The organism is Stutzerimonas nosocomialis (assembly GCF_005876855.1).
GTDB lineage: Bacteria > Pseudomonadota > Gammaproteobacteria > Pseudomonadales > Pseudomonadaceae > Stutzerimonas > Stutzerimonas nosocomialis.
Genome location: NZ_QLAE01000022.1, coordinates 62,037 through 80,140, shown reverse-complemented (window position 1 = coordinate 80,140; position 18,104 = coordinate 62,037). Strand labels below are relative to the sequence as shown.

At 67.7% G+C, this 18,104-nt stretch carries 19 protein-coding genes; 6 read left to right on the top strand and 13 right to left on the bottom strand.

The features are described 5' to 3' along the window. From DN824_RS14540 to DN824_RS14530, 3 genes are all read right to left on the bottom strand, one after another. Positions 1 to 1,261: AAA family ATPase (locus DN824_RS14540; RefSeq protein ID WP_158295390.1), on the bottom strand; the 1,261-nt coding region annotated here is incomplete at its 3' end. Continuing rightward, on the bottom strand, positions 1,258 to 2,493 hold the full coding sequence (locus DN824_RS14535; RefSeq protein ID WP_138409123.1) for an exonuclease SbcCD subunit D C-terminal domain-containing protein: 1,236 nt from the start codon (positions 2,491 to 2,493) through the stop codon (positions 1,258 to 1,260). The genes DN824_RS14535 and DN824_RS14540, both read right to left, overlap by 4 nt. Positions 2,494 to 2,749: 256 nt before the next feature. Further along, positions 2,750 to 3,622, bottom strand: a complete 873-nt coding sequence (locus DN824_RS14530; protein WP_138409122.1) for a helix-turn-helix transcriptional regulator — start codon at positions 3,620 to 3,622, stop codon at positions 2,750 to 2,752. A gap of 397 nt (positions 3,623 to 4,019) precedes the next feature. Here DN824_RS14530 and DN824_RS14525 point away from each other — a divergent pair, with 397 nt between their 5' ends. Continuing rightward, complete coding sequence (locus tag DN824_RS14525) at positions 4,020 to 4,235, top strand: DUF3509 domain-containing protein (RefSeq protein WP_138409121.1); 216 nt, start codon at positions 4,020 to 4,022, stop codon at positions 4,233 to 4,235. A gap of 43 nt (positions 4,236 to 4,278) precedes the next feature. Here the strand turns inward: DN824_RS14525 and DN824_RS14520 are convergent, their stop codons facing one another. Both DN824_RS14520 and DN824_RS14515 read right to left on the bottom strand, forming a co-directional pair. Next, the gene (locus tag DN824_RS14520) at positions 4,279 to 4,773 is read right to left on the bottom strand and encodes a GNAT family N-acetyltransferase (RefSeq protein ID WP_206666167.1); all 495 of its coding nucleotides are present in this window, start codon (positions 4,771 to 4,773) and stop codon (positions 4,279 to 4,281) included. A 35-nt stretch (positions 4,774 to 4,808) separates the two neighbouring features. After that, positions 4,809 to 5,729, bottom strand: a complete 921-nt coding sequence (locus tag DN824_RS14515) for an aldo/keto reductase (protein ID WP_138409120.1) — start codon at positions 5,727 to 5,729, stop codon at positions 4,809 to 4,811. Positions 5,730 to 5,901: 172 nt separating this feature from the next. On the opposite strand from DN824_RS14515, the gene DN824_RS14510 reads away from it, so the two are divergent. Beyond that, positions 5,902 to 6,117 (top strand): hypothetical protein, encoded by a 216-nt coding sequence (locus DN824_RS14510; protein ID WP_138409119.1) that lies wholly within the window; start codon positions 5,902 to 5,904, stop codon positions 6,115 to 6,117. A gap of 46 nt (positions 6,118 to 6,163) precedes the next feature. Here DN824_RS14510 and DN824_RS14505 read toward each other — a convergent pair whose 3' ends face one another. The 4 genes from DN824_RS14505 to DN824_RS14490 all read right to left on the bottom strand — a co-directional run bounded on the left by DN824_RS14505 (position 6,164) and on the right by DN824_RS14490 (position 8,855). After that, a complete protein-coding gene (locus DN824_RS14505) occupies positions 6,164 to 7,495 on the bottom strand; it encodes an ATP-binding protein (RefSeq protein WP_138409118.1) in 1,332 nt (443 codons plus the stop codon). Next, entirely contained in the window at positions 7,492 to 8,160 is a 669-nt protein-coding gene (locus DN824_RS14500; protein WP_138409117.1) for a response regulator transcription factor, read from the bottom strand. Before DN824_RS14500 ends, DN824_RS14505 begins: the two co-directional genes overlap by 4 nt. Then, a complete protein-coding gene (locus DN824_RS14495) occupies positions 8,160 to 8,462 on the bottom strand; it encodes a PepSY domain-containing protein (RefSeq protein ID WP_138409116.1) in 303 nt (100 codons plus the stop codon). The genes DN824_RS14500 and DN824_RS14495 overlap by 1 nt, the downstream gene beginning before the upstream one ends. A gap of 84 nt (positions 8,463 to 8,546) precedes the next feature. After that, complete coding sequence (locus DN824_RS14490) at positions 8,547 to 8,855, bottom strand: PepSY domain-containing protein (protein WP_138409115.1); 309 nt, start codon at positions 8,853 to 8,855, stop codon at positions 8,547 to 8,549. A gap of 170 nt (positions 8,856 to 9,025) precedes the next feature. On the opposite strand from DN824_RS14490, the gene DN824_RS14485 reads away from it, so the two are divergent. Continuing rightward, positions 9,026 to 9,379: a copper-binding protein gene (locus tag DN824_RS14485; protein WP_138409114.1), complete on the top strand. Its 354-nt coding sequence runs from the start codon at positions 9,026 to 9,028 to the stop codon at positions 9,377 to 9,379. Between the two features lie 119 nt (positions 9,380 to 9,498). After that, the gene (locus DN824_RS14480) at positions 9,499 to 9,762 is read left to right on the top strand and encodes a PepSY domain-containing protein (RefSeq protein WP_138409113.1); all 264 of its coding nucleotides are present in this window, start codon (positions 9,499 to 9,501) and stop codon (positions 9,760 to 9,762) included. Positions 9,763 to 9,843: 81 nt separating this feature from the next. On the opposite strand, the gene DN824_RS14475 is transcribed toward DN824_RS14480, so the two are convergent. Beyond that, positions 9,844 to 11,643, bottom strand: coding sequence for a thiamine pyrophosphate-requiring protein (locus tag DN824_RS14475; protein ID WP_138409112.1), 1,800 nt, complete (start codon positions 11,641 to 11,643; stop codon positions 9,844 to 9,846). A 181-nt stretch (positions 11,644 to 11,824) separates the two neighbouring features. Here DN824_RS14475 and DN824_RS14470 point away from each other — a divergent pair, with 181 nt between their 5' ends. Then, positions 11,825 to 12,712: a pseudouridine synthase gene (locus DN824_RS14470; RefSeq protein ID WP_174236521.1), complete on the top strand. Its 888-nt coding sequence runs from the start codon at positions 11,825 to 11,827 to the stop codon at positions 12,710 to 12,712. 224 nt (positions 12,713 to 12,936) lie between these two features. Further along, positions 12,937 to 13,719, top strand: coding sequence for a DNA-formamidopyrimidine glycosylase family protein (locus DN824_RS14465; RefSeq protein ID WP_138409111.1), 783 nt, complete (start codon positions 12,937 to 12,939; stop codon positions 13,717 to 13,719). 37 nt (positions 13,720 to 13,756) lie between these two features. On the opposite strand, the gene DN824_RS14460 is transcribed toward DN824_RS14465, so the two are convergent. From DN824_RS14460 to DN824_RS14450, 3 genes are all read right to left on the bottom strand, one after another. After that, the gene (locus DN824_RS14460; RefSeq protein WP_138409110.1) at positions 13,757 to 15,712 is read right to left on the bottom strand and encodes an acetoacetate--CoA ligase; all 1,956 of its coding nucleotides are present in this window, start codon (positions 15,710 to 15,712) and stop codon (positions 13,757 to 13,759) included. Between the two features lie 118 nt (positions 15,713 to 15,830). Beyond that, a complete protein-coding gene (locus DN824_RS14455) occupies positions 15,831 to 16,601 on the bottom strand; it encodes a 3-hydroxybutyrate dehydrogenase (RefSeq protein WP_138409109.1) in 771 nt (256 codons plus the stop codon). Positions 16,602 to 16,649: 48 nt separating this feature from the next. Beyond that, a complete protein-coding gene (locus DN824_RS14450; protein WP_138409108.1) occupies positions 16,650 to 18,041 on the bottom strand; it encodes a GntP family permease in 1,392 nt (463 codons plus the stop codon). Positions 18,042 to 18,104 lie beyond the last annotated feature (63 nt).

The following is an 18,104-nucleotide window of genomic DNA, read 5'->3' as shown; positions in this document are numbered from 1 at the left end:
TGGCCGCCTGTTCCTGCTGCTGGCGCAGTTGGGTCAGCGTCGTCTCGCCAGCCTTGCTCGCCGCCTCGGCCTGTTCGGCCTGCACCCGCGCTTCACGCAGGTCGTTGGCGAGATGGCTCAGGCGCTCCTCTTCGCTGCGCGCCCGGGAAAGCGCCGGCTCGGCGGTCCTGATGGCCTGTTCGGCGGCCTTCAGCGCTTCGGTCGAGGTCTGGCAGGCCTGTTCCAGTTCCCCGAGCCGTTCCTGCACGGCGGCATGCTCGCGGCCGTGGCGGGCGAGGGTTTCGTCGACCTTCGCCAGCAGCGGGGCCAGCTCGCGCTCGCGAAGGAAACGGTGGCGTTGCGGTGCCAGCTGTTCGAACAGCCCGAGGATGCGCCGGGCGTCGGCCAGGCCTTCCTGCTCGGCTTCGGCCTCGGCGAGCAGGTGCCGCGCCTTGTCGCGTTCGCCCTGCAGACGCGCGAGGTCCACGAGCCACTGGCGCTGCTGCTTGAGTGCCTCGAGCTGCGCCTGCAGGGCCTTGAGTTCGGCCTGCTGCGCCTGGTGTTGCGTCTCCAGCGCCTGGCGCGCCTCGGCGTCCAGGGGCTGCACGCCGCCGGCCTGCTGCTGCAGGGTGGCGAGCGCTTCGCGGGCGCGCTTGGCCGCGTCGAAGGCGGCCTGGCCGAGCCGGCTGTAGAGGCCGGTGTCGGTGAGCTTTTCCAGCAGGGTGCCGCGATCGTTGTCGTCGGCTTTGAGGAAGGCGGAAAACTCGCTCTGGGCCAGCAGCACGGCGCGGGTGAACTGGGGCAGGGTCAAGCCGAGCCGGGCTTCGAGCAGTTCCTTGAATTCGCGTTTCTTGCCGCTGGCCAGCAGCTGTTCGCTGTCCAGGTCCAGCAGGCTCTGGTTGCTGGCCTGCAGGCGTCCGTCGACCTTCTCGCGGGCCCGTTTGACTTCCCAGCGGGCGCGGTAGCGGTGACCGTCGACGCCGACGAAATCGACCTCCGCGTAGCCACTGCCGCAGCCGCGGCGCAGCAGGTTGCGCTCGTCGCCGCTGCCGATCTCGTCGCTGCCGTCGGGCACCTTGCTCAGCAGCGAGGCGCCGTCGAGTCGGGGCGTGCTGCCGAACAGCGCCAGGCACAGGGCATCGAGGATGGTGCTCTTGCCGGCGCCGGTGGGCCCGGTGATGGCGAACAGGCCGGCGCTGGCCAGGGGCTCGGCGCTGAAGTCGATGACCTGCTCGCCCGCTAGCGAGGCGAGGTTCTTCAGGCGAATGGCGAGGATCTTCATCGGGCATCTCCTTCACCGGCGAACTCGACCTGCTGCAGCAGGCTGGCGAAGTCGTCCAGCGCCTGTTCGTCGGGCGGGTTGCCGAACTGTTCTTCCCAGGCGCGGGCGAAGAGTTCCTGCGGGGTGATCTGGTCGAGGCCGAGCAGCACCTCGGATTCGGCCTCGCCCCGCGCGCCCCGGTATTCGCTGGCGATGCGCACCAGCCGGCAGGCCTTGCCGGCGAGCGCCGTTTCGATGCGTTGGCGCAGGTCCGGCAGCGGCTCGTCGAGCTGCACGCGCACTTCCAGCCAGGGCAGGTTCTCGGCGAACAGGCCCACCGCCGGCAAGGCCTCGAGCTGGCCGATCACCTCGGCCAGCGGCGCGCGGCCGACGCGGATCATCTCCACCGCACGGGGCACCGGCAGGGACTCGACGCTGGCGAGCCGGTCGCCCTCGAAGCTGACCAGCAGCACCTGGTGCGGGTAGTTGATCTCGCCGAACGACAGCGGCAGGGGCGAGCCGCTGTAGCGGATGCGCTCCTGGCTGGCGACCTTCTGCGGCTTGTGCAGGTGGCCGAGGGCGACGTAGGCGATGGGCTCGGGAAACAGGCTCGCCGGCAGCGCTTCCGCGTTGCCGATGACGATGTTGCGCTCCGAGTCCTCGGACACCGCGCCGCCGGCCATGTGCGCGTGGCTCATGGCGATCAGCGCCTGGCCGGGCTGGCGCCGGGCTTCGGCCGCGGCGATCAGGTGCTGGTGTACCTGGCGGATGCCGAGCATGTAGTCCTCGCCGGCCTCGCCGCCCGTGACCTCCGCCGGGCGCAGGAAGGGCAGCGCCAGGCACCATCCCGCGATGTCACCCTTGGCATCGTGCAGCGGCACCAGCAGCCGGCCGTGGTCGAGCTGGTTTTCCGCGACCCAGCTGATACGGCCGATGGCGTGGGCGTTGAGGCGCTTCATCAGCGGCCCGGGCAGTTCGATGCGCCCGCCGGAATCGTGGTTGCCGGCGATCATCACGATGTCCAGCTGCGGCAGTTGCTCGTGGGCACGGACGATGAAGTCGTAGAGGCGCTCCTGGGCCTTGAGCGGCGGGTTGATCGTGTCGAAGATGTCCCCGGCGATCAGCAGGGCGTCGGGCCGCTGCTGCACCAGCTGCTCGAGCAGCCAGGCGAGGAACTGCGCGTGCTCGTAGTCGCGGTCCTGGCCGTGGAGGGTCTGGCCGAGGTGCCAGTCGGAAGTGTGGATCAGGCGCATGGCGATGGGCTTTCTTGAAGGGATGGACGGCGGCCGCCTCTGAGCGGTCGCCGTGGAAACGATGCAGCCACTCGTGGGGGCGATGGTCTTGATCGTGCAGGGGGTTGCGCTGGCATCGGGTGTTCGAGCGCTGGGTGCTTGTGGTGCGTGGCGCGTGCTTGGGGCTGCTGCGGGGCTGCGGTGGGTGGTGCGGCCGATTCGCGGTCAAGATCGCTCCCACGGAGTGGCGGTCTCCTGTGGAGGCTTTTTGTGCCTTTCATGAGTACAGCCAGCCTTTGAGCGCCTGCAGGTTCTGCACCTGGATCTGTTGCGCGATGGCGTTGGCCTGGACGGTGTTCGGGTCGATCCGGTAGCGCTGCAGGACGTACTGCACCAGCGCGCCCCGGGTGTGCACCGGCAGCTGGCCGTCCTCCATGCCGTAGTCGCTTTCGATGATCGCCTTCTGTTCGGCGGACAGGCGCGCGTCCGGTTCGATGATCACCGTCACCGGGGTGTTCCAGGCGGTGTCGTCGTCGCGCGGGTGTTCGGTTTCGTCCATCAGGTCCGGTTCGCCACGGAAGCGGCTGAGGACGAAGTCGCGGTAGTCGCGGTGCTTCTCGCAGTAGGCGCGCACGTGCCAGCGCATGCCGGTATAGACCAGCGCGTGCGGGGCCATCACGCGGATTTCGATCTCGGGGGTGGTCAGCGAGATGTACTCGGCCTCCAGGCGCCGGCCTTCCCGGCAGGCCTGGAGGATAGGGCGCAGGACTTCGGGGCGGATGCTGCGGTCGGGCACCTTGAGCAGTTCGGTGTGGGCGTAGGCCAGCGCGAGCCCTTCGATATGGGGGGCGCGTTCGCGGTTCTGGTCGAGCAGGTGGAGATAGGCGCTGGCGCTGCCGTCGATGAACAGCGGCTGGAAGCCCTTGGCCGGCTTGTAGCCCTTCAGGTGGCGGTCATATGTAAGGTTTTTCGGCGCATGCTCGTTCAGGTAGGTGTTGATGTCCTTGGACGCCTGCTGGCGGCTGATGCCGAAACTCTGCATCAGGTGGCCCGTGGTCAGCCGGCCTTCCCACCAGGCGATGGTCTCGATCAGGCGATAGCGCAGGGCGAGATCCCAGCGAATCTGACTCAGGGACTGCTTTCTTTTCATTGCGCCGGAACCTGCCTGAAAACTTGATATGCCAATGTCGAGTGAGTCGACGTGTCGCCTGAAGCTACATATATTCGAGCTACCGATCAAGCCGAGAGACTCTTGAGGAGTGGCCCCTATGCCCCTGATTCTGAATGCGTTGGCGTTTTCCGCCGGAACCCTCGTGGTGATGGTTCTGCTGGCCTGGCTGGCTTACGCCGAGCGGGAGATCAAGCGTAAATGAACGGCGCCGTCGAGCGCGTCGGATAGAGCCAGGTCAATGAAATCTGACAAACCGGTGCCGTCTGTCGGATTTCCGTAACATTTATGTGGTGTATGTCCGTTTGCTGGTGGGTGCCGTGGAATCTAAATCATCCGGGTGCGGTCTTTTTGTCAGGTCTGCCGCTCGAGATGCTCCATGAAAACCCTGTCCCGTCACCTTGCCGATAATTTCACCGCGCAATACAACACCCGCGTCGAGCCCCAGGACGATGGCAAGTTGATTGTTCGCGTCGGATATCCGATCAATGGCACAGAGACCACACGGATGATGACCAACGCTCAGGTGCAGAACGAGCTGCTGGTCGAAACCCTGCTCGAAGACATCCGCAACGAACTGTCCCGCCCGCGATGATGACGCGGCCCTGCGCGACGGTTGGTGCCTCCCGCCGGCCCGATCAGGCGCCCTCGACCTGCTCGTGATAGAGCCGCAAGCCTCGCGCCTGGTAGTTGAGCAGTGCGCTGGGGTGATCCAGTGAACAGGTATGTACCCAGACCCGCTCGCAGCCGTCCCAGCCCCAGGCCTGCTCGATGGCATGGCTGAGCAGCGGCCCGCCGAACCCCCGCCCGAAGCACTGCTCCACCAGACCGAAATAGAGAATCTCCACCTCGTTGCCCTGACGCTGCAGCTCGTAGTAGCCGGCGATCGCCCCACGGTGATAGGCGACCCAGGTGCGGTGGTCGGGGGTTTCGATCTGGCGCTGCCACTGCGCATCCGTCAGTGACAGCTTGTCGGTCCAGCCCCAGGGGCCGCCGATGAGCTGGTAGAGGAAGCGGTTGAAGGGGTACTGCTTGCGTTCGCATTCGACGACGGACAGCTCCGCTGGCAGGGCCTTGGCCTTCAGCTCGGTCGAACTCGTCATTTCCAGGTAGTAGGTGATCAGCGGCTCCATGGCGCGACCTTGTGCGGAATGGGGTGGCCAGTGTGTCACAGCTGCGCGCGCAGCCGTTCGCGGAACGCCGCATCCGCCTCGCGTCCGCGGCCGGCGGCCAGGTTGTCCAGCATGTGGCGCGGGTTGCCGGTGCCGGGGATCACGCAGGTCACGGCCGGGTGGCTGAGGGCGTACTTGAGCAGCAGTTGCGGCCAGCTCTGGCAGTCGTAGTCGCTCGCCCATTCGGGCAGCGGCTCGCGCAGCAGCCGCCTGAGCAGGCCGCCGCCGCCGAAGGGGCGGTTGATCAGCACGGCGACGCCACGTTCTTCGGCCAGCGGCAGCAGGCGCTGCTCGGCGGTGCGCTCATCAACCGAATAGTTGATCTGCAGGAAGTCCAGCGGCTCGGCCTGGAGAATCGCCTCGACCTCGTCGTAGGCGCTGGCGGTGTAGTGGGTGATCCCGATGTAGCGGATGCGGCCTTCTTCCTTCCACTGGCGCAGGGTGGGCAGGTGGGTGCGCCATTCGACCAGGTTGTGGATCTGCATCAGGTCGACCCGGTCGGTGCGAAGCAGCTCCAGCGAGCGTTGCATCTGGATCGCGGCGTCATCACGGGTCCAGACCTTGGTGGCGATGAAGGCCTGCTCACGGGCGTCGAGCTTTTCCAGCAGGGCCCCGGTGGTGGCCTCGGCCTCGCCGTACATGGGCGAGCTGTCGATGACCGACCCGCCGGCGGCGAAGAGTTCGCGCAGCACCTGGGCGCAGTCTTCCCAGTCCTTGCCGCTCTGGGATCGGATATCGAAGCCGCGGTAGGTGCCGCAGCCGATCACCGGCAGTTGCTCGCCCGTGGCCGGGATCGGGCGTCGGCGCATCGGCTGGCTGGCGTCGGGGCCCTGGGCGAGGGAAAGGGGGCTCATGGCGCAGAGCCCGACGGCTGCGCAGAGGCGGAGGAATTCGGCGCGGGTGAGCGAGACATTCATGGCGGCTCCTGTGCTGGCGGCGGTGGCTGGACGCAAGGGGTTCGGATTGGACCGTCACAGGGTCCGGGTTCGCCCGGGACAAATGCAACCTCCGATGTCATCCCGTCGGCGTGCCTGAACGGCGCCTTCGTCCGGCTTTCGAATGTCCAGCGAAGCCGAGGAGTGCAAAGGCATGAACAGCATGATCGAATCCCAGCAGCCGGCCCGGTGGTATCCGGGGCTGAATCCGGTGTGGCGCGCCGACGAGTCGCCGCTCAACGACATGGACGATGCCGACAGCGAACTCGACGACCAGGCGCCCGATGCCGATCAGTTGATCGAGGCGCTGGAAAGCCTGGACGAGGGTTCGCCACAAACCAGCGATCCGGTTCAGGAAGCGGCGTTGTAGACGCTATGCCGTACCCAGGCTAGGCGCCGCGCTGCTCGGGGTTGATTCAACCAAGGCCGCGCAAGGCGGGTGGTGGCAGTTCGAGGCGCACGCGCAGGCCGCCGAGGGGGCTGTCTTCCAGGTGCAGCGTGCCATGCCAGGCGGCGACGATGTCGCGCACGATACCCAGGCCGAGTCCGTGGCCGGCCTGCTGTTCGTCGAGCCGGGTGCCGCGACCGAGCACTTCGTCGCGGTGGGAGGCGTCGATACCGGGGCCGTCGTCGTCCACCAGCAGGCAGTAGCCGCCGCTGGTCTCGCTGATGTCCAGGCGGACCTGGGCGTGGGCCCACTTGCAGGCGTTGTCCAGCAGGTTGCCGAGCAGTTCCAGCATGTCTTCGCGATCCCACGGCAACCGGCAGCCCGGCGGGGCCTGCCAGCGCAGGTCGAGGCCCTGGCGGTGGATCATCGCCAGGGTATCGAGCAGCGGGGGCAGCTCCGCGTCGCAGGCGAAGCCGGCCCCCGGGATGGCTTCGCCGGCCAGGCGCGCCCGCGCCAGTTCACGCGCCACGCGCTGTTCGATCAGCGTCAATTGCTCCCGCAGGCTGGCCTGCAATTCGGGGTGCTGCGCCAGCTCCTCGCGCAGGCTCAGGCTGCGCAGCACCGCGAGCGGCGTCTTCAGGGCGTGGCCCAGGTTGCCCAGCGCATGGCGCGAGCGCTTGAGGCTGTCGTCGGTATGGGCGAGCAGGTGGTTGATCTGCTCCACCAGGGGTTGCAGCTCGACCGGCGCCTGGCTGTCGAGCTGCTGGCGGGTGCCGCGTTGAAGCTGGACGATCTGCTGGCGCGCCCGTTCCAGTGGGCGCAGGGCGATGGTCACCGCATACCGCTGCAGCAACAGCAGCACCGCCAGGGCCGCGCCGACCAGCCCCAGGCCGCTCAGGCGCACGCGATCGAAGCTCTGGGCGATGGCGGTGTAGTCCTGCGCCACGCTGATTTCGATGGTCTGGCCGCCGCGCTGGTAGTCGGCGCGGTAGACTAGCAGGCGCTGCTCGCGCGGGCCGTCGATCAGCGCCTCGCCGAGTCCTGGCGCTTCGGGCCATTGGGGCGAGGCGTCCCACAGCGAGCGCGAGCGCCAGGTGCGGTCGGGCAGCGAGATGAGGAAGTAGTGGCCGGAAAACGCGCGCTGGTAGCGTGGGCCGACGCGCTGCATGTCCAGTTGCTGACCGTCCGGCCCGCGGACGATGGCCATCAGCAGGCCTTCGGCCTCGGCCTGCAGGTTCGCTTGCAGGTTGCGCCGCAATCCGGCCTCGAACAGCCAGAGGCTGGTCTGCAGCAGCACCACGCCGACCACCACCAGCGTCGCGACCAGCCCCAGGCTGAGGCTGCGCTGGATGGATTTCACGAGGCGTTGCTGGCCAGGCGGTAACCCTGGCCCCGACGGGTCTCTATCAGGTCGCGGCCGAGCTTGCCGCGCAGCCGGTTGATGTGCACTTCGATGACGTTGGAGTCACGTTCGGTTTCGCCGTCGTACAGGTGCTCGGCCAGCTGGGATTTGGACAGCAGCTGCCCCGGGTGCAGCATCAGGTAGCGCAGCAGGCGAAATTCGCCGGTGGTGAGTTCGACCTCCTGGCCGTCCTTGCGGCAGGTCTGGCGCGCCTCGTCCAGCGCCAGCCCGCCGGCTTCGAGCAACGGCTGGACGGCCGCTCCCTTGGTCCGCCGCAGCAGCGCCTGGATGCGCAGCAGCAGCTCGTCCGGATGGAAGGGCTTGGTCAGGTAGTCGTCGGCGCCGGCCTTCAGGCCCTCGATGCGCTCGGCCCAGGAGTCGCGCGCGGTGAGGATCAGCACCGGGGTGCCGAGGCCGCGCTCGCGCCAGCTCGCCAGTACCTCCAGCCCCGGCTTGCCGGGCAGGCCGAGGTCGAGAACGATCAGGTCGTACGGCTCGCTGGCGCCCTGGTAATCGGCGTCGCGCCCGTCGGCCAGCCAGTCGGTGGCGTAACCGTGGCGGTTGAGGGTGGCCACCAGTTCATCGGCCAGGGGTACGTGATCTTCGACCAGCAGCAGGCGCATCAGTCATCCACCTCGTCCTTGAGCAGTTGGCCGGTGCTGGCATCGAGCTCGATCTCCCGGGCCACGCCCTCGGGCGTCAGCAATTCGATTTCATAGACGAAGACTCCGTCCTCTTCCTCCAGCTCGGCCTCCAGCAGGTGGGCGCCCGGATAGCGCTCCAGGGTGAGCTGCAGCAGCTGCTCGAGCGGCAGGATGCGCCCCTCGCGGCGCAGGCGCAGGGCCTCGTCCTGGTCCAGATCGCGGGCACCGGTCGGCGCCGCCACCAGGGTCAGGCACAGAAGGGCAGGAAGGAATTTGCGCATCAAGTGACCATCGTCGTGTCGATTCGGTTCAGGGCACCGCGGCGCCTGGGTGGCGCTCGGTGCCCATAGCCTAACGCAGGCCGGTCAGTCGTCCTGCTGGTTTTTCAGCACTTCGCCGCTGGTGGCGTCGATGTCCATGTCCCACTGCACGCCGTTGGTGTCGCGTACCTCGACCTGGTAGATGTAGCGGCCGTATTCCTCTTCCAGCTCGGTCTCCTCGATCTTGCCGCCCGGGTGCTGGGCCAGCGCCGCCTCGTTGAGTTTCTCGAAGGACTGAATGGTGCCGGCATCGCGCAGGCGCATCGCCTCGTCGGGGCCGAGGTCGCGGGCCAGGGCCAGGTTGGCGGTCAGGGCGAGGCTGGCGGCGGTGAGCAGGGTAGTCAGGGTTTTCATGGTGTCGTTCTCCGTTGATCCGTTTGACGATTCCAAGACTACGCAGCGCTGCTTAAGCGAAGCTGAATGGACGGTCAGGTTCGGATTTCCGCTTTGCGCGGGGCGGGGGCGGTAACGACGGCGGGGTTTGGTGTTCGAAACAGATGAGCTACCTCACCGGAGGGTGAACCATGAAACCGCTCGTTGCCGCCAGCCTCGTGCTGCTCTGCTTCAATCTGCCCAGCCACGCCCAGGATCTGCTCAAGCCCACCGATCAGCAGCCGCTGGTCGAGAACGTTTCCGACCAGGCGCTGGAGGCCGATACCGCCGTGACCGCCGAGGGCGAGATCACCGCCATCGACGCCGCCAGGGAGCGGGTCACCATCGCCCATGGGCCGGTGCCCTCGCTGAAGTGGCCGGAGAACCGCACGGCCTTTCGTGCCCGGCCCGAGCAGTTGCACGACTTGAAGGTCGGTGACCGGGTGGCGTTCAGTTTTCAGGCCGATGGCTCGGGCGCCGCGCTGGTCGCGATCGAGAAACGTTGATTCAACCTGTTGCAGCGCGGCACGAGAGAGGGAACTCGGCGAGCCCGCCCGGCTCGTAACACTGTGTCGGCTGTACTTGCAGCTTCGACTTTTTTCTTACTCGGAAGAAGGATTACGCCATGTACAAACAGACTTTGAGTGCGGCCTTTGCCGCCATTCTGCTCAGCTCCGGAACCGCGTTCGCCGCCAGCAAGCCTGGCACGGACTGGATCAGCATCGAGGAAGCCATTTCCAAGGTGAAGCAGGCGGGCTACACGACCGTCTACGGCATCGAAGCCGACCGCGACGGCTGGGAAGGCGAGGGCGAGAAGCAGGACGGCCGCAAGCACGAGTTCAAGGTCGACGGGCGCTCCGGTGAGCTGACCAAGGACAAGCCCGACTGATCGAGCGGGCCTGACCGAACGGGCTGACGCAGGCGTCAGCCCTTTTTTTTTATCCCTGCGGAAAAGGCATCCGGCGCGGCGTCAGTCCTTTTCCTTGCCGCACCCGGGCAGCACCTTGCTCAGCACCTGCTTGGCCGTCTGCTTGATGATGCCCATCTGGTCCGGGTCGCCCTGCAACAGGGCCGAGGCGAACTTTTTGGCCTGTTCGAGCTTGAAGTGCGGCGGCAACGGCGGCACGTCGGGGTCGGTCTTGAATTCGATCAGCACCGGCCGGTCGGACGCCAGGGCCTCTTCCCAGGCGGCGGCCACGGCGTCTTCGCGGCACACATGGATGCCCTTGAGGCCGATGGATTCGGCGAAGCGGTGATAGGGCACGTCGGGAATGCTCTGCGAGGCCTCGAACTTGGGGTCGCCCTCCATCACCCGCTGCTCCCAGGTCACCTGGTTCAGGTCCTGGTTGTTGAACACCGCGCAGATCCAGGTCGTGTTGCTCCACTCGCGCCAGTACTTGGCGACGGTGATCAGCTCGGCCATGTTGCTCATCTGCATGGCGCCATCGCCCACCAGGGCTACCACCGGGCGGTCCGGGTGGGCGAACTTGGCGGCGATCGCGTAGGGCACCGCGGCGCCCATCGAGGCAAGCCCGCCGGACAGCGAGCACATCATGCCGGCGCGGATCTGGACGTCGCGGGCGAACCAGTTGGCGCAGGAGCCCGAGTCGCTGGTGATGATGGCCCGGTCCGGCAGGCGCGGCGACAGCTCGTAGGCCACGCGCTGCGGGTTGATCGGGTTGGCCGATTCCAGCGCGCGTTCCTCCAGCGTCCTGTCCCAGTCGGCGCGCCAGCCCTCGACCTTCTCCCGCCAGCCGCGGTCGGTCTTGGGCTCGAGCAGCGGCAGCAGCGCACGCAGCGTTTCGGCGGCATCGCCGGCGAGGTTCACCTCCATCGGGTAGCGCAGGCTGAGCATGTCGGGCTTGAGGTCGATCTGCACGCCACGGGCCTGGCCTTCCTCGGGCAGGAATTCGGAATAGGGGAAGCCCGAGCCGATCATCAGCAGGGTGTCGCACTCGGTCATCAGCTTGTAGCTCGGCTCGGTGCCCAGCAGGCCGATCGAACCGGTGACCCAGGGCAGGGCATCGGGCAGCACCGCTTTGCCGAGCAGCGCCTTGGCGACCCCGGCGCCGAGTTTCTCGGCGACCTGGGTGACCTCTTCGGCCGCCCCCAGCGCACCGGCGCCGACCAGGATCGCCACCTTGCTGCCGCTGTTGAGCACCTCGGCGGCGCGCTGCAGGTCCGCTTCGTAGGGCACCACCTTCGGCTGGCTGTAGCCGATGCCCGAATGCACGGTGCCGTGGGCGCGCGGCGGCTCGCTGTAGGGTTCTTCCTGCAGGTCGTTGGACAGGATGATGGCCGTGACGCGGCGCTCGCCGATCGCGGTGCGTATCGCGCGGTCCACCAGGTGGCGCACCTGCGCCGGGGCGCTGGCCTGCTGGACGAAGGCGCCGGCGACATCCTTGAACATCGAGACCAGGTCGACTTCCTGCTGGTAATGCCCACCGATGGCGGTGCGCGCCTGTTGCCCGGTGATGGCGAGCACCGGCATGTGGTCCAGGCGCGCGTCGTACAGGCCGGTCAGCAGGTGGCTGGCGCCCGGGCCGGAGGTGGCGATGCACACGCCCAGCGTGCCGCTGAACTTGGCATCGGCCGAGGCCATGAACGCGGCCATTTCCTCGTGACGCGCCTGGATGAAGCGGATCTTGCCGTTGGCCCGGTTCAGCGCGCCGAACACGCCGTTGATGCCGTCGCCGGGGTAGCCGTAGATGCGTCGGACGCCCCATTGATAGAGGCGTTCGACGATGAAATCACCAACCGTCATGGACATGGAGAACCTCGCAGCTGTGGTGGCGCCGCCCGATGCGCAGGCCGGGCGTGAAGGCGCTTGTGGCTATAGGTCTTGACCGGACGGGGGCCCAAGAGTTTGGTGGCGCCGATCGGCGCGCGCCGAAGCCGGGGTCGGGCCGGCTTGGGTATCATGGGGGCTTCGCTTTCACCTCGGCCCGCCCATGTCCTCACGACCTTCCGATCGCCCCAGCACCCTGCACCTGCCCCAGGGCGACTGGACGACGGTGCTCGACTGCCTGTGCGCACGCTTCGCGGCGATCGACCGCGCGACCTGGGTCGATCGCTTCGCCCGGGGTCGCGTGCTGGGTGCCGATGGCCAGCCGCTGGGGGCCACGCATCCCTATCGGGTCGGGCTGAAGGTCCACTACTTCCGTGAAGTACCGGACGAGAAGCCAATCCCCTTCGCGGCGCAGGTGCTGCATCTGGACGAGCACCTGCTGGTCGCCGACAAGCCGCACTTCCTGCCGGTGATGCCGGCGGGGGAGTACGTCAGCGAGACCTTGCTGGCGCGCCTGTGCAGGCAGGTGGGCAATGCCGATCTGGTGCCCATCCATCGCATCGACCGGCTCACCGCCGGGCTGGTGCTGTTCTCCACCAACCCCGACAGCCGGGGTCGCTACCAGGCGCTGTTTCGGGAACGGATGATCGACAAGCGCTACGAGGCCATCTGCCCGGCGCTGCCGCATCTCGATTTCCCGCGGGTGGAGCGTCTGCACATGGTCGAGGGCGAACCGTTCTTCCTGATGAAGCGCGGCGATGGCGAGCCCAACAGCGAGACGCGCATCGAGGTGCTCGAACGGCGGGACGGGTTCTGGCGCTATGCGCTGCATCCGGTGACCGGTCGCAAGCATCAGCTGCGCCTGCAGATGGCCACGCTCGGTGCGGGGATCTGCAACGACCCCTTCTATCCCGAGCTGCTCGAACGCGGGCGCCGCGATCAGGACGACTACAGCCAACCGCTGAAGCTGCTGGCGCGCGGGCTGGCGTTTCGCGACCCGCTGACCGGCGAGGCCCGGCAATTCGAGAGCCGGCTACAGCTCGATTGGTAGGGCCCATGACCGGCGTTCGCGGTCAGGACCGAGGCGCACGCACAACGCGCACCCCGTGGTAGGGGCGCCCAGTCTTGACCGCGAAACGGCTCGACGTCATGACTACCTTAACCAGAAATACTACCGCCGCCGTACGCCGAGTCGGCACGCACCCGGTCACCCTGACCGCACCTTCGCCGCTGGGCTCAGTCGATATCGATGACACCCCAGCAAAGCGCATCGCCATGCCCGAAGGTCCATCGATCGTCATTCTTCGCGAAGAAGCCGCCCCGTTCACCGGACAGCGGATCGAGCGCGCCGAGGGCAGCGCCAGGCTCGACAAGCAGCGGCTGGTCGGCCAGAAGGTTCATACCGTGCGCAGCTGGGGCAAGCACTTCCTGATCGAGCTGGACGATGTCTCCCTGCGCATCCACCTGCTGCTCTTCGGCAGCTACCGGATCAACGAGCGCAAGGAGTCCACCCCGCGCCTGAGCCTGGGCTTTGCCAACGGCGAGCTGAATTTCTACGGCTGCTCGGTGCAGGTCATCGAAGGCCTGCTGGACGACGCCTACGACTGGAGCGCCGATCTGCTGAGCGATGCCTGGAATCCCCGCGCTGCGCTGAAAAAGCTGCGGGCCCGGCCGAACCTGCTGGCCTGCGACGCGCTGCTGGACCAGACCCTGTTCGCCGGCTCCGGCAACATCATCAAGAACGAGGTGCTGTTTCGCATCCGCGTGCACCCGCTGTCGACCCTCGGTGCGCTGCCCGCGGCGAAGCTGCGCGAACTGGTGGCCGAGGCGCGTCAGTACAGCTTCGACTTTCTCGAGTGGAAGCGCGCCGGGGTGCTCAAGGCGCACTGGCTGGCCCACACGAAGAAGACCTGCCCGCGCTGCCGGATTCCCTTCACCTATGCCAAGGCGCTGGGCCGCAGCAAGCGGCGCAGCTTCTACTGCGAGCGCTGCCAGAAGCGCTACGCCGACCCGGATGCCGGGCCGCCGGAAGCGCCGCTGGAGGATGACGCCGGCTGAGCCCGCGCCCGGGCACGGGAGCCGGCGCGCCTTGGGTTCAGGCGCTCAGCTCGGAGCGGTCCCGGAAGTGCTCCAGCGCCTCGGGGTTGGCCAGCGCATCGGTGTTCTTCACCGGCTTGCCATGCACCACGTTGCGCACCGCGAGTTCCACGATCTTGCCGCTGATGGTGCGCGGGATGTCCGGCACCGCGAGGATCTTCGCGGGCACGTGGCGCGGGGTGGTGTTGGCGCGGATGGTATGGCAGATGCGGGTGCACAGGGCATCGTCCAGGGCGACGCCGTCGCGCAGCCGCACGAACAGGACCACCCGCACGTCGCCGTCCCACTCCTGGCCGATGGCGATGGACTCGAGCACCTCGTCGATCTTCTCCACCTGGCGGTAGATCTCCGCGGTGCCGATGCGCACGCCGCCCGGGTTGAGCACGGCATCGGAACGGCCGTGAATGATCAGGCCGCCGTGTTCGGTTTCCTCGGCGTAGTCGCCATGGGCCCAGACGCCCGGGAAGGTCTCGAAGTAGGCGCTGCGGAATTTCTCGCCGTCGGCATCGTTCCAGAAGCCCACCGGCATGGAGGGGAAATGCTGCGCGCAGACCAGCTCGCCTTTCTCGCCCACGACCCGGCGGCCTTCCTCGTCCCAGACCTGCACATCCATCCCCAGGCCCTTGCACTGCAGTTCGCCACGGCGCACCGGCAGCACCGGGTTGCCGAGGGCGAAGCAGGACACGATGTCGGTGCCGCCGGAAATCGAGGACAGGCAGACATCGGCCTTGAGGTCGCGGTAGACGTATTCGAAGCTCTCGTGGGACAGCGGCGAGCCGGTGGACAGCACGCCCTTGAGCCGTTCCAGGCGGTGGCTTTCGCGGGGTTTGACGCCGGCCTTTTCCAGCGCGGCGAGGTACTTGGCGCTGGTGCCGAACAGGCTGATCCCCTCGGCATCGATCAGGTCCATCAGGCGGCTGGCGCCCGGGTGGAAGGGCGAGCCGTCGAACAGCACCAGGGTCGCGCCCAGGGCCAGCCCGGAGACCAGCCAGTTCCACATCATCCAGCCGCAGGTGGTGAAGTAGAACAGGGTGTCATCCTCGCCCAGGTCGGTGTGCAGGCCGTGTTCCTTGACGTGCTGCAGCAGCACGCCGCCGGTGCCGTGGACGATGCACTTGGGCACGCCGGTGGTGCCGCTGGAATAGAGGATGTAGAGCGGATGGTCGAAGGGGACGGGGGTGAATTCCGGCTCGCCGCCCGGCGTGTAGACGTCGCTCCAGAGGGCGACCTGGGCGTCGGTCCGGAAATCCCCGACGCGGGTTTCGGCGCGGGCGTAGGGCACCACGATCAGCCGTTGCAGCGAAGGCAACTGCTGGAGGATCTCGTTGAGCTTGGCGGTGAGGTCGAGGGTCTTGCCGGCGTAGCGGTAGCCGGCACAGGCGATCAGCACCTTGGGTTCGATCTGGCCGAAACGGTCGATCACGCCCTGGGTGCCGAAGTCCGGCGAGCAGGACGACCAGGTGGCGCCCAGGCTGGTGCAGGCGAGCATGCCGACGATCGTCTGCCAGGTGTTGGGCATGAAGGCCGCCACGCGGTCGCCGACTCCGACACCCGCCTCGCGCAGGCTGCGCTGCAGGCCGGCGACATGGGCCGCCAGTTCGGCGTGGGTCAGGGTTTCGCGGGTCCCGTCTTCGGCGATGGCCACCAGGGCCGGGCGCTCGTCCCGGCGACGCAACAGGTGCTCGGCGAAGTTGAGCGTGGCGCCGGGGAACCAGCGCCCGCTGGGCATCTGCGGGCCTTCTTCGAGCACGCTGGTGGCCGGCTGGGCGAAGCGGACCTCGAAGAAATCGGCGATGGCCTGCCAGAAGGCCGCGCGCTCGGCGACGCTCCAGGCGTGCAGCGCGTCGTAGTCGGGCAGGTCGAGGGCGTAGCGTTCGCTGACGAAGCGGCGAAAGGCGTCCATGCGCGTCGCGGCGACGCGTTCGGGGGAGGGTGTCCACAGCGGTTGTTGCATGTCGTGTCCTCGCGCTTACCGCCTGGGCGGCGACGATGTTGTCAGGTTCGAGTCTGTTTCGGTGCCAGGGTTGCCGCAGCCACCTCGCAACCGTGGGAGCGGTGGGGGTACAGGGCCATCATTGCGCTGTCCAGCCGCCGTCCATGCTCCAGGCCGCGCCGCGTACCTGGCTTGCGGCCTCGCTGCAGAGGAACAGCGTCAGTTCGCCCAGTTGGGCGGGTTCGACGAATTCCAGCGAGGGCTGCTTTTCGGCCAGGAGGTCGTGACGGGCCTGTTCGGCATTGCCGCTGGCCTGGGCGCGGCTGTCGATCTGCTGCTGCACCAGCGGCGTCAGCACCCAGCCGGGGCAGAGGGCGTTGCAGGTGATGCCGGTGGTGGCGGTTTCCAGGGCCACGGATTTGGTCAGGCCGACCAGCCCGTGCTTGGCCGCCACGTAGGCGCTCTTGTTCGCCGAGGCCACCAGGCCGTGGGCCGAGGCGATGTTGACGATCCGTCCCCAGTTGCGCGCGCGCATGCCCGGCAGCGCCAGGCGGGTGGTGTGGAAGGCCGAGGTCAGGTTGATGGCGATGATCTGGTCCCAGCGCTCGACGGGGAAGGCCTCCACCGGCGCGACATGCTGGATGCCGGCGTTGTTGACCAGGATGTCCACCGTGCCGAAGGTGCGCTCGGCGGCTTCGAACAGCGCTTCGATGTCCTCGGCGCGGGACACGTCGGCCGGGTGGTGGATCACCTTGCCGCCGTGCTGCGCGACCTGTGCCACGGCGGCCTGGCTGTCGCCGAAGCCGTTGAGCACCAGGTTGGCGCCCGCTTCGGCGAGCTTCAGCGCGATGCCCAGCCCGATGCCGCTGGTGGAGCCGGTGACCAGTGCGGTCTTGCCCGTGAGGTTCATGCCATTCTCCTGTGCTGCCCGCGGCAGCTTTCTTGTTGTCAGAGCCGTTCAGACGATGCCGGTGAGGTAATAGACCCCGATCACGAAGAACACCGCGACGGTGGCGATCAGCGTGATGCCGAAGATGTCCTTGTAGGCCTCCCGGTGGGTGAGCCCGGTCACCGCCAGCAGGGTGATCACCGCGCCGTTGTGCGGCAGGGTGTCCATGCCGCCGCTGGCCATGGAGGCGACCCGGTGCAGCACCTCGAGCGGGATGTTGGCGGCGTTGGCGGCCGCGATGAAGCTGTCGGACATGGCTGCCAGCGCGATGCTCATGCCGCCCGAAGCCGAGCCGGTGATGCCGGCCAGCAGGTTGACGGTGATCGCCTCGTTGACCAGCGGATTGGGGATGCGCTCCAGCGTGCCGGCCACCACGGCGAAGCCGGGGAGGGCGGCGATGACCGCGCCGAAGCCGTATTCGGAGGCCGTGTTCATCGCCGCCAGCAGCGAGCCGCCGACGGCGGTCCTGGTGCCCTCGGCGAGCTTGTTGCGCACGGTGCCGAAGGCGGCGACCAGCACCAGCAGGATGCCCAGCAGCAGCGCGGCCTGCACCGCCCAGATGGCGGTCAGCTGGGTGACGTTGGTCTGCAGCGGCGTCGCCATGCCGGCCAGCTGCAGCGTGTGGCTCGGGCCGTACCACTCGGGAATCCAGCGGGTCAGCAGGAGGTTGGAGACGCCCACCAGCAGCAGCGGCGAAAGCGCGAGCCAGGGGTTGGGCAGGCGGATGTCGTCCGGCGTCTCCGGCTCGTTGCGCAGCTCGGTGCCGTAGGTCTCGCCGGCGCGCTGCGCCTTGGCCAGCTGGCGCTTGAGGTAGAGCATGCCGAAGGCGAAAACGAACAGGGTGCCGATCACCCCGAGCCAGGGCGCGGCCCAGGCGTTGGTGTTGAAGAAGGTGGTGGGGATGATGTTCTGGATCTGCGGCGTGCCGGGCAGCGCGGTCATGGTGAAGGTGAAGGCGCCGAGCGCGATGGTCGCCGGGATCAGTCGTTTGGGGATGCCGCTCTGGCGGAACATCTCGGCGGCGAACGGGTAGACCGCGAACACCACCACGAACAGCGACACGCCGCCGTAGGTGAGCAGCGCGCAGACCAGCACGATGACCAGCATCGCCTGGCTGGTGCCCAGCAGGCGGATCGCGGCGGCGACGATGGAGCGGGAGAAGCCGGACAGCTCGATGAGCTTGCCGAACACCGCGCCGAGCAGGAATACCGGGAAGTAGAGCTTGATGAAGCCGACCATCTTGTCCATGAAGATGCCGGTGAATGCCGGCGCGACGGCCGACGGATCGGTGAGCAGCACGGCCCCGAGGGCGGCGATGGGGGCGAAGAGGATGACGCTGTAGCCGCGGTAGGCCGCCAGCATCAGCAGGGCGAGTGCGGCAAGGGCGATGAGAACGCTCATGATGGTCTCCAGGCGCCGCGACGATCGATGGCTGCGCCGGTGAACCGGCAGCAGGTCGTCGCA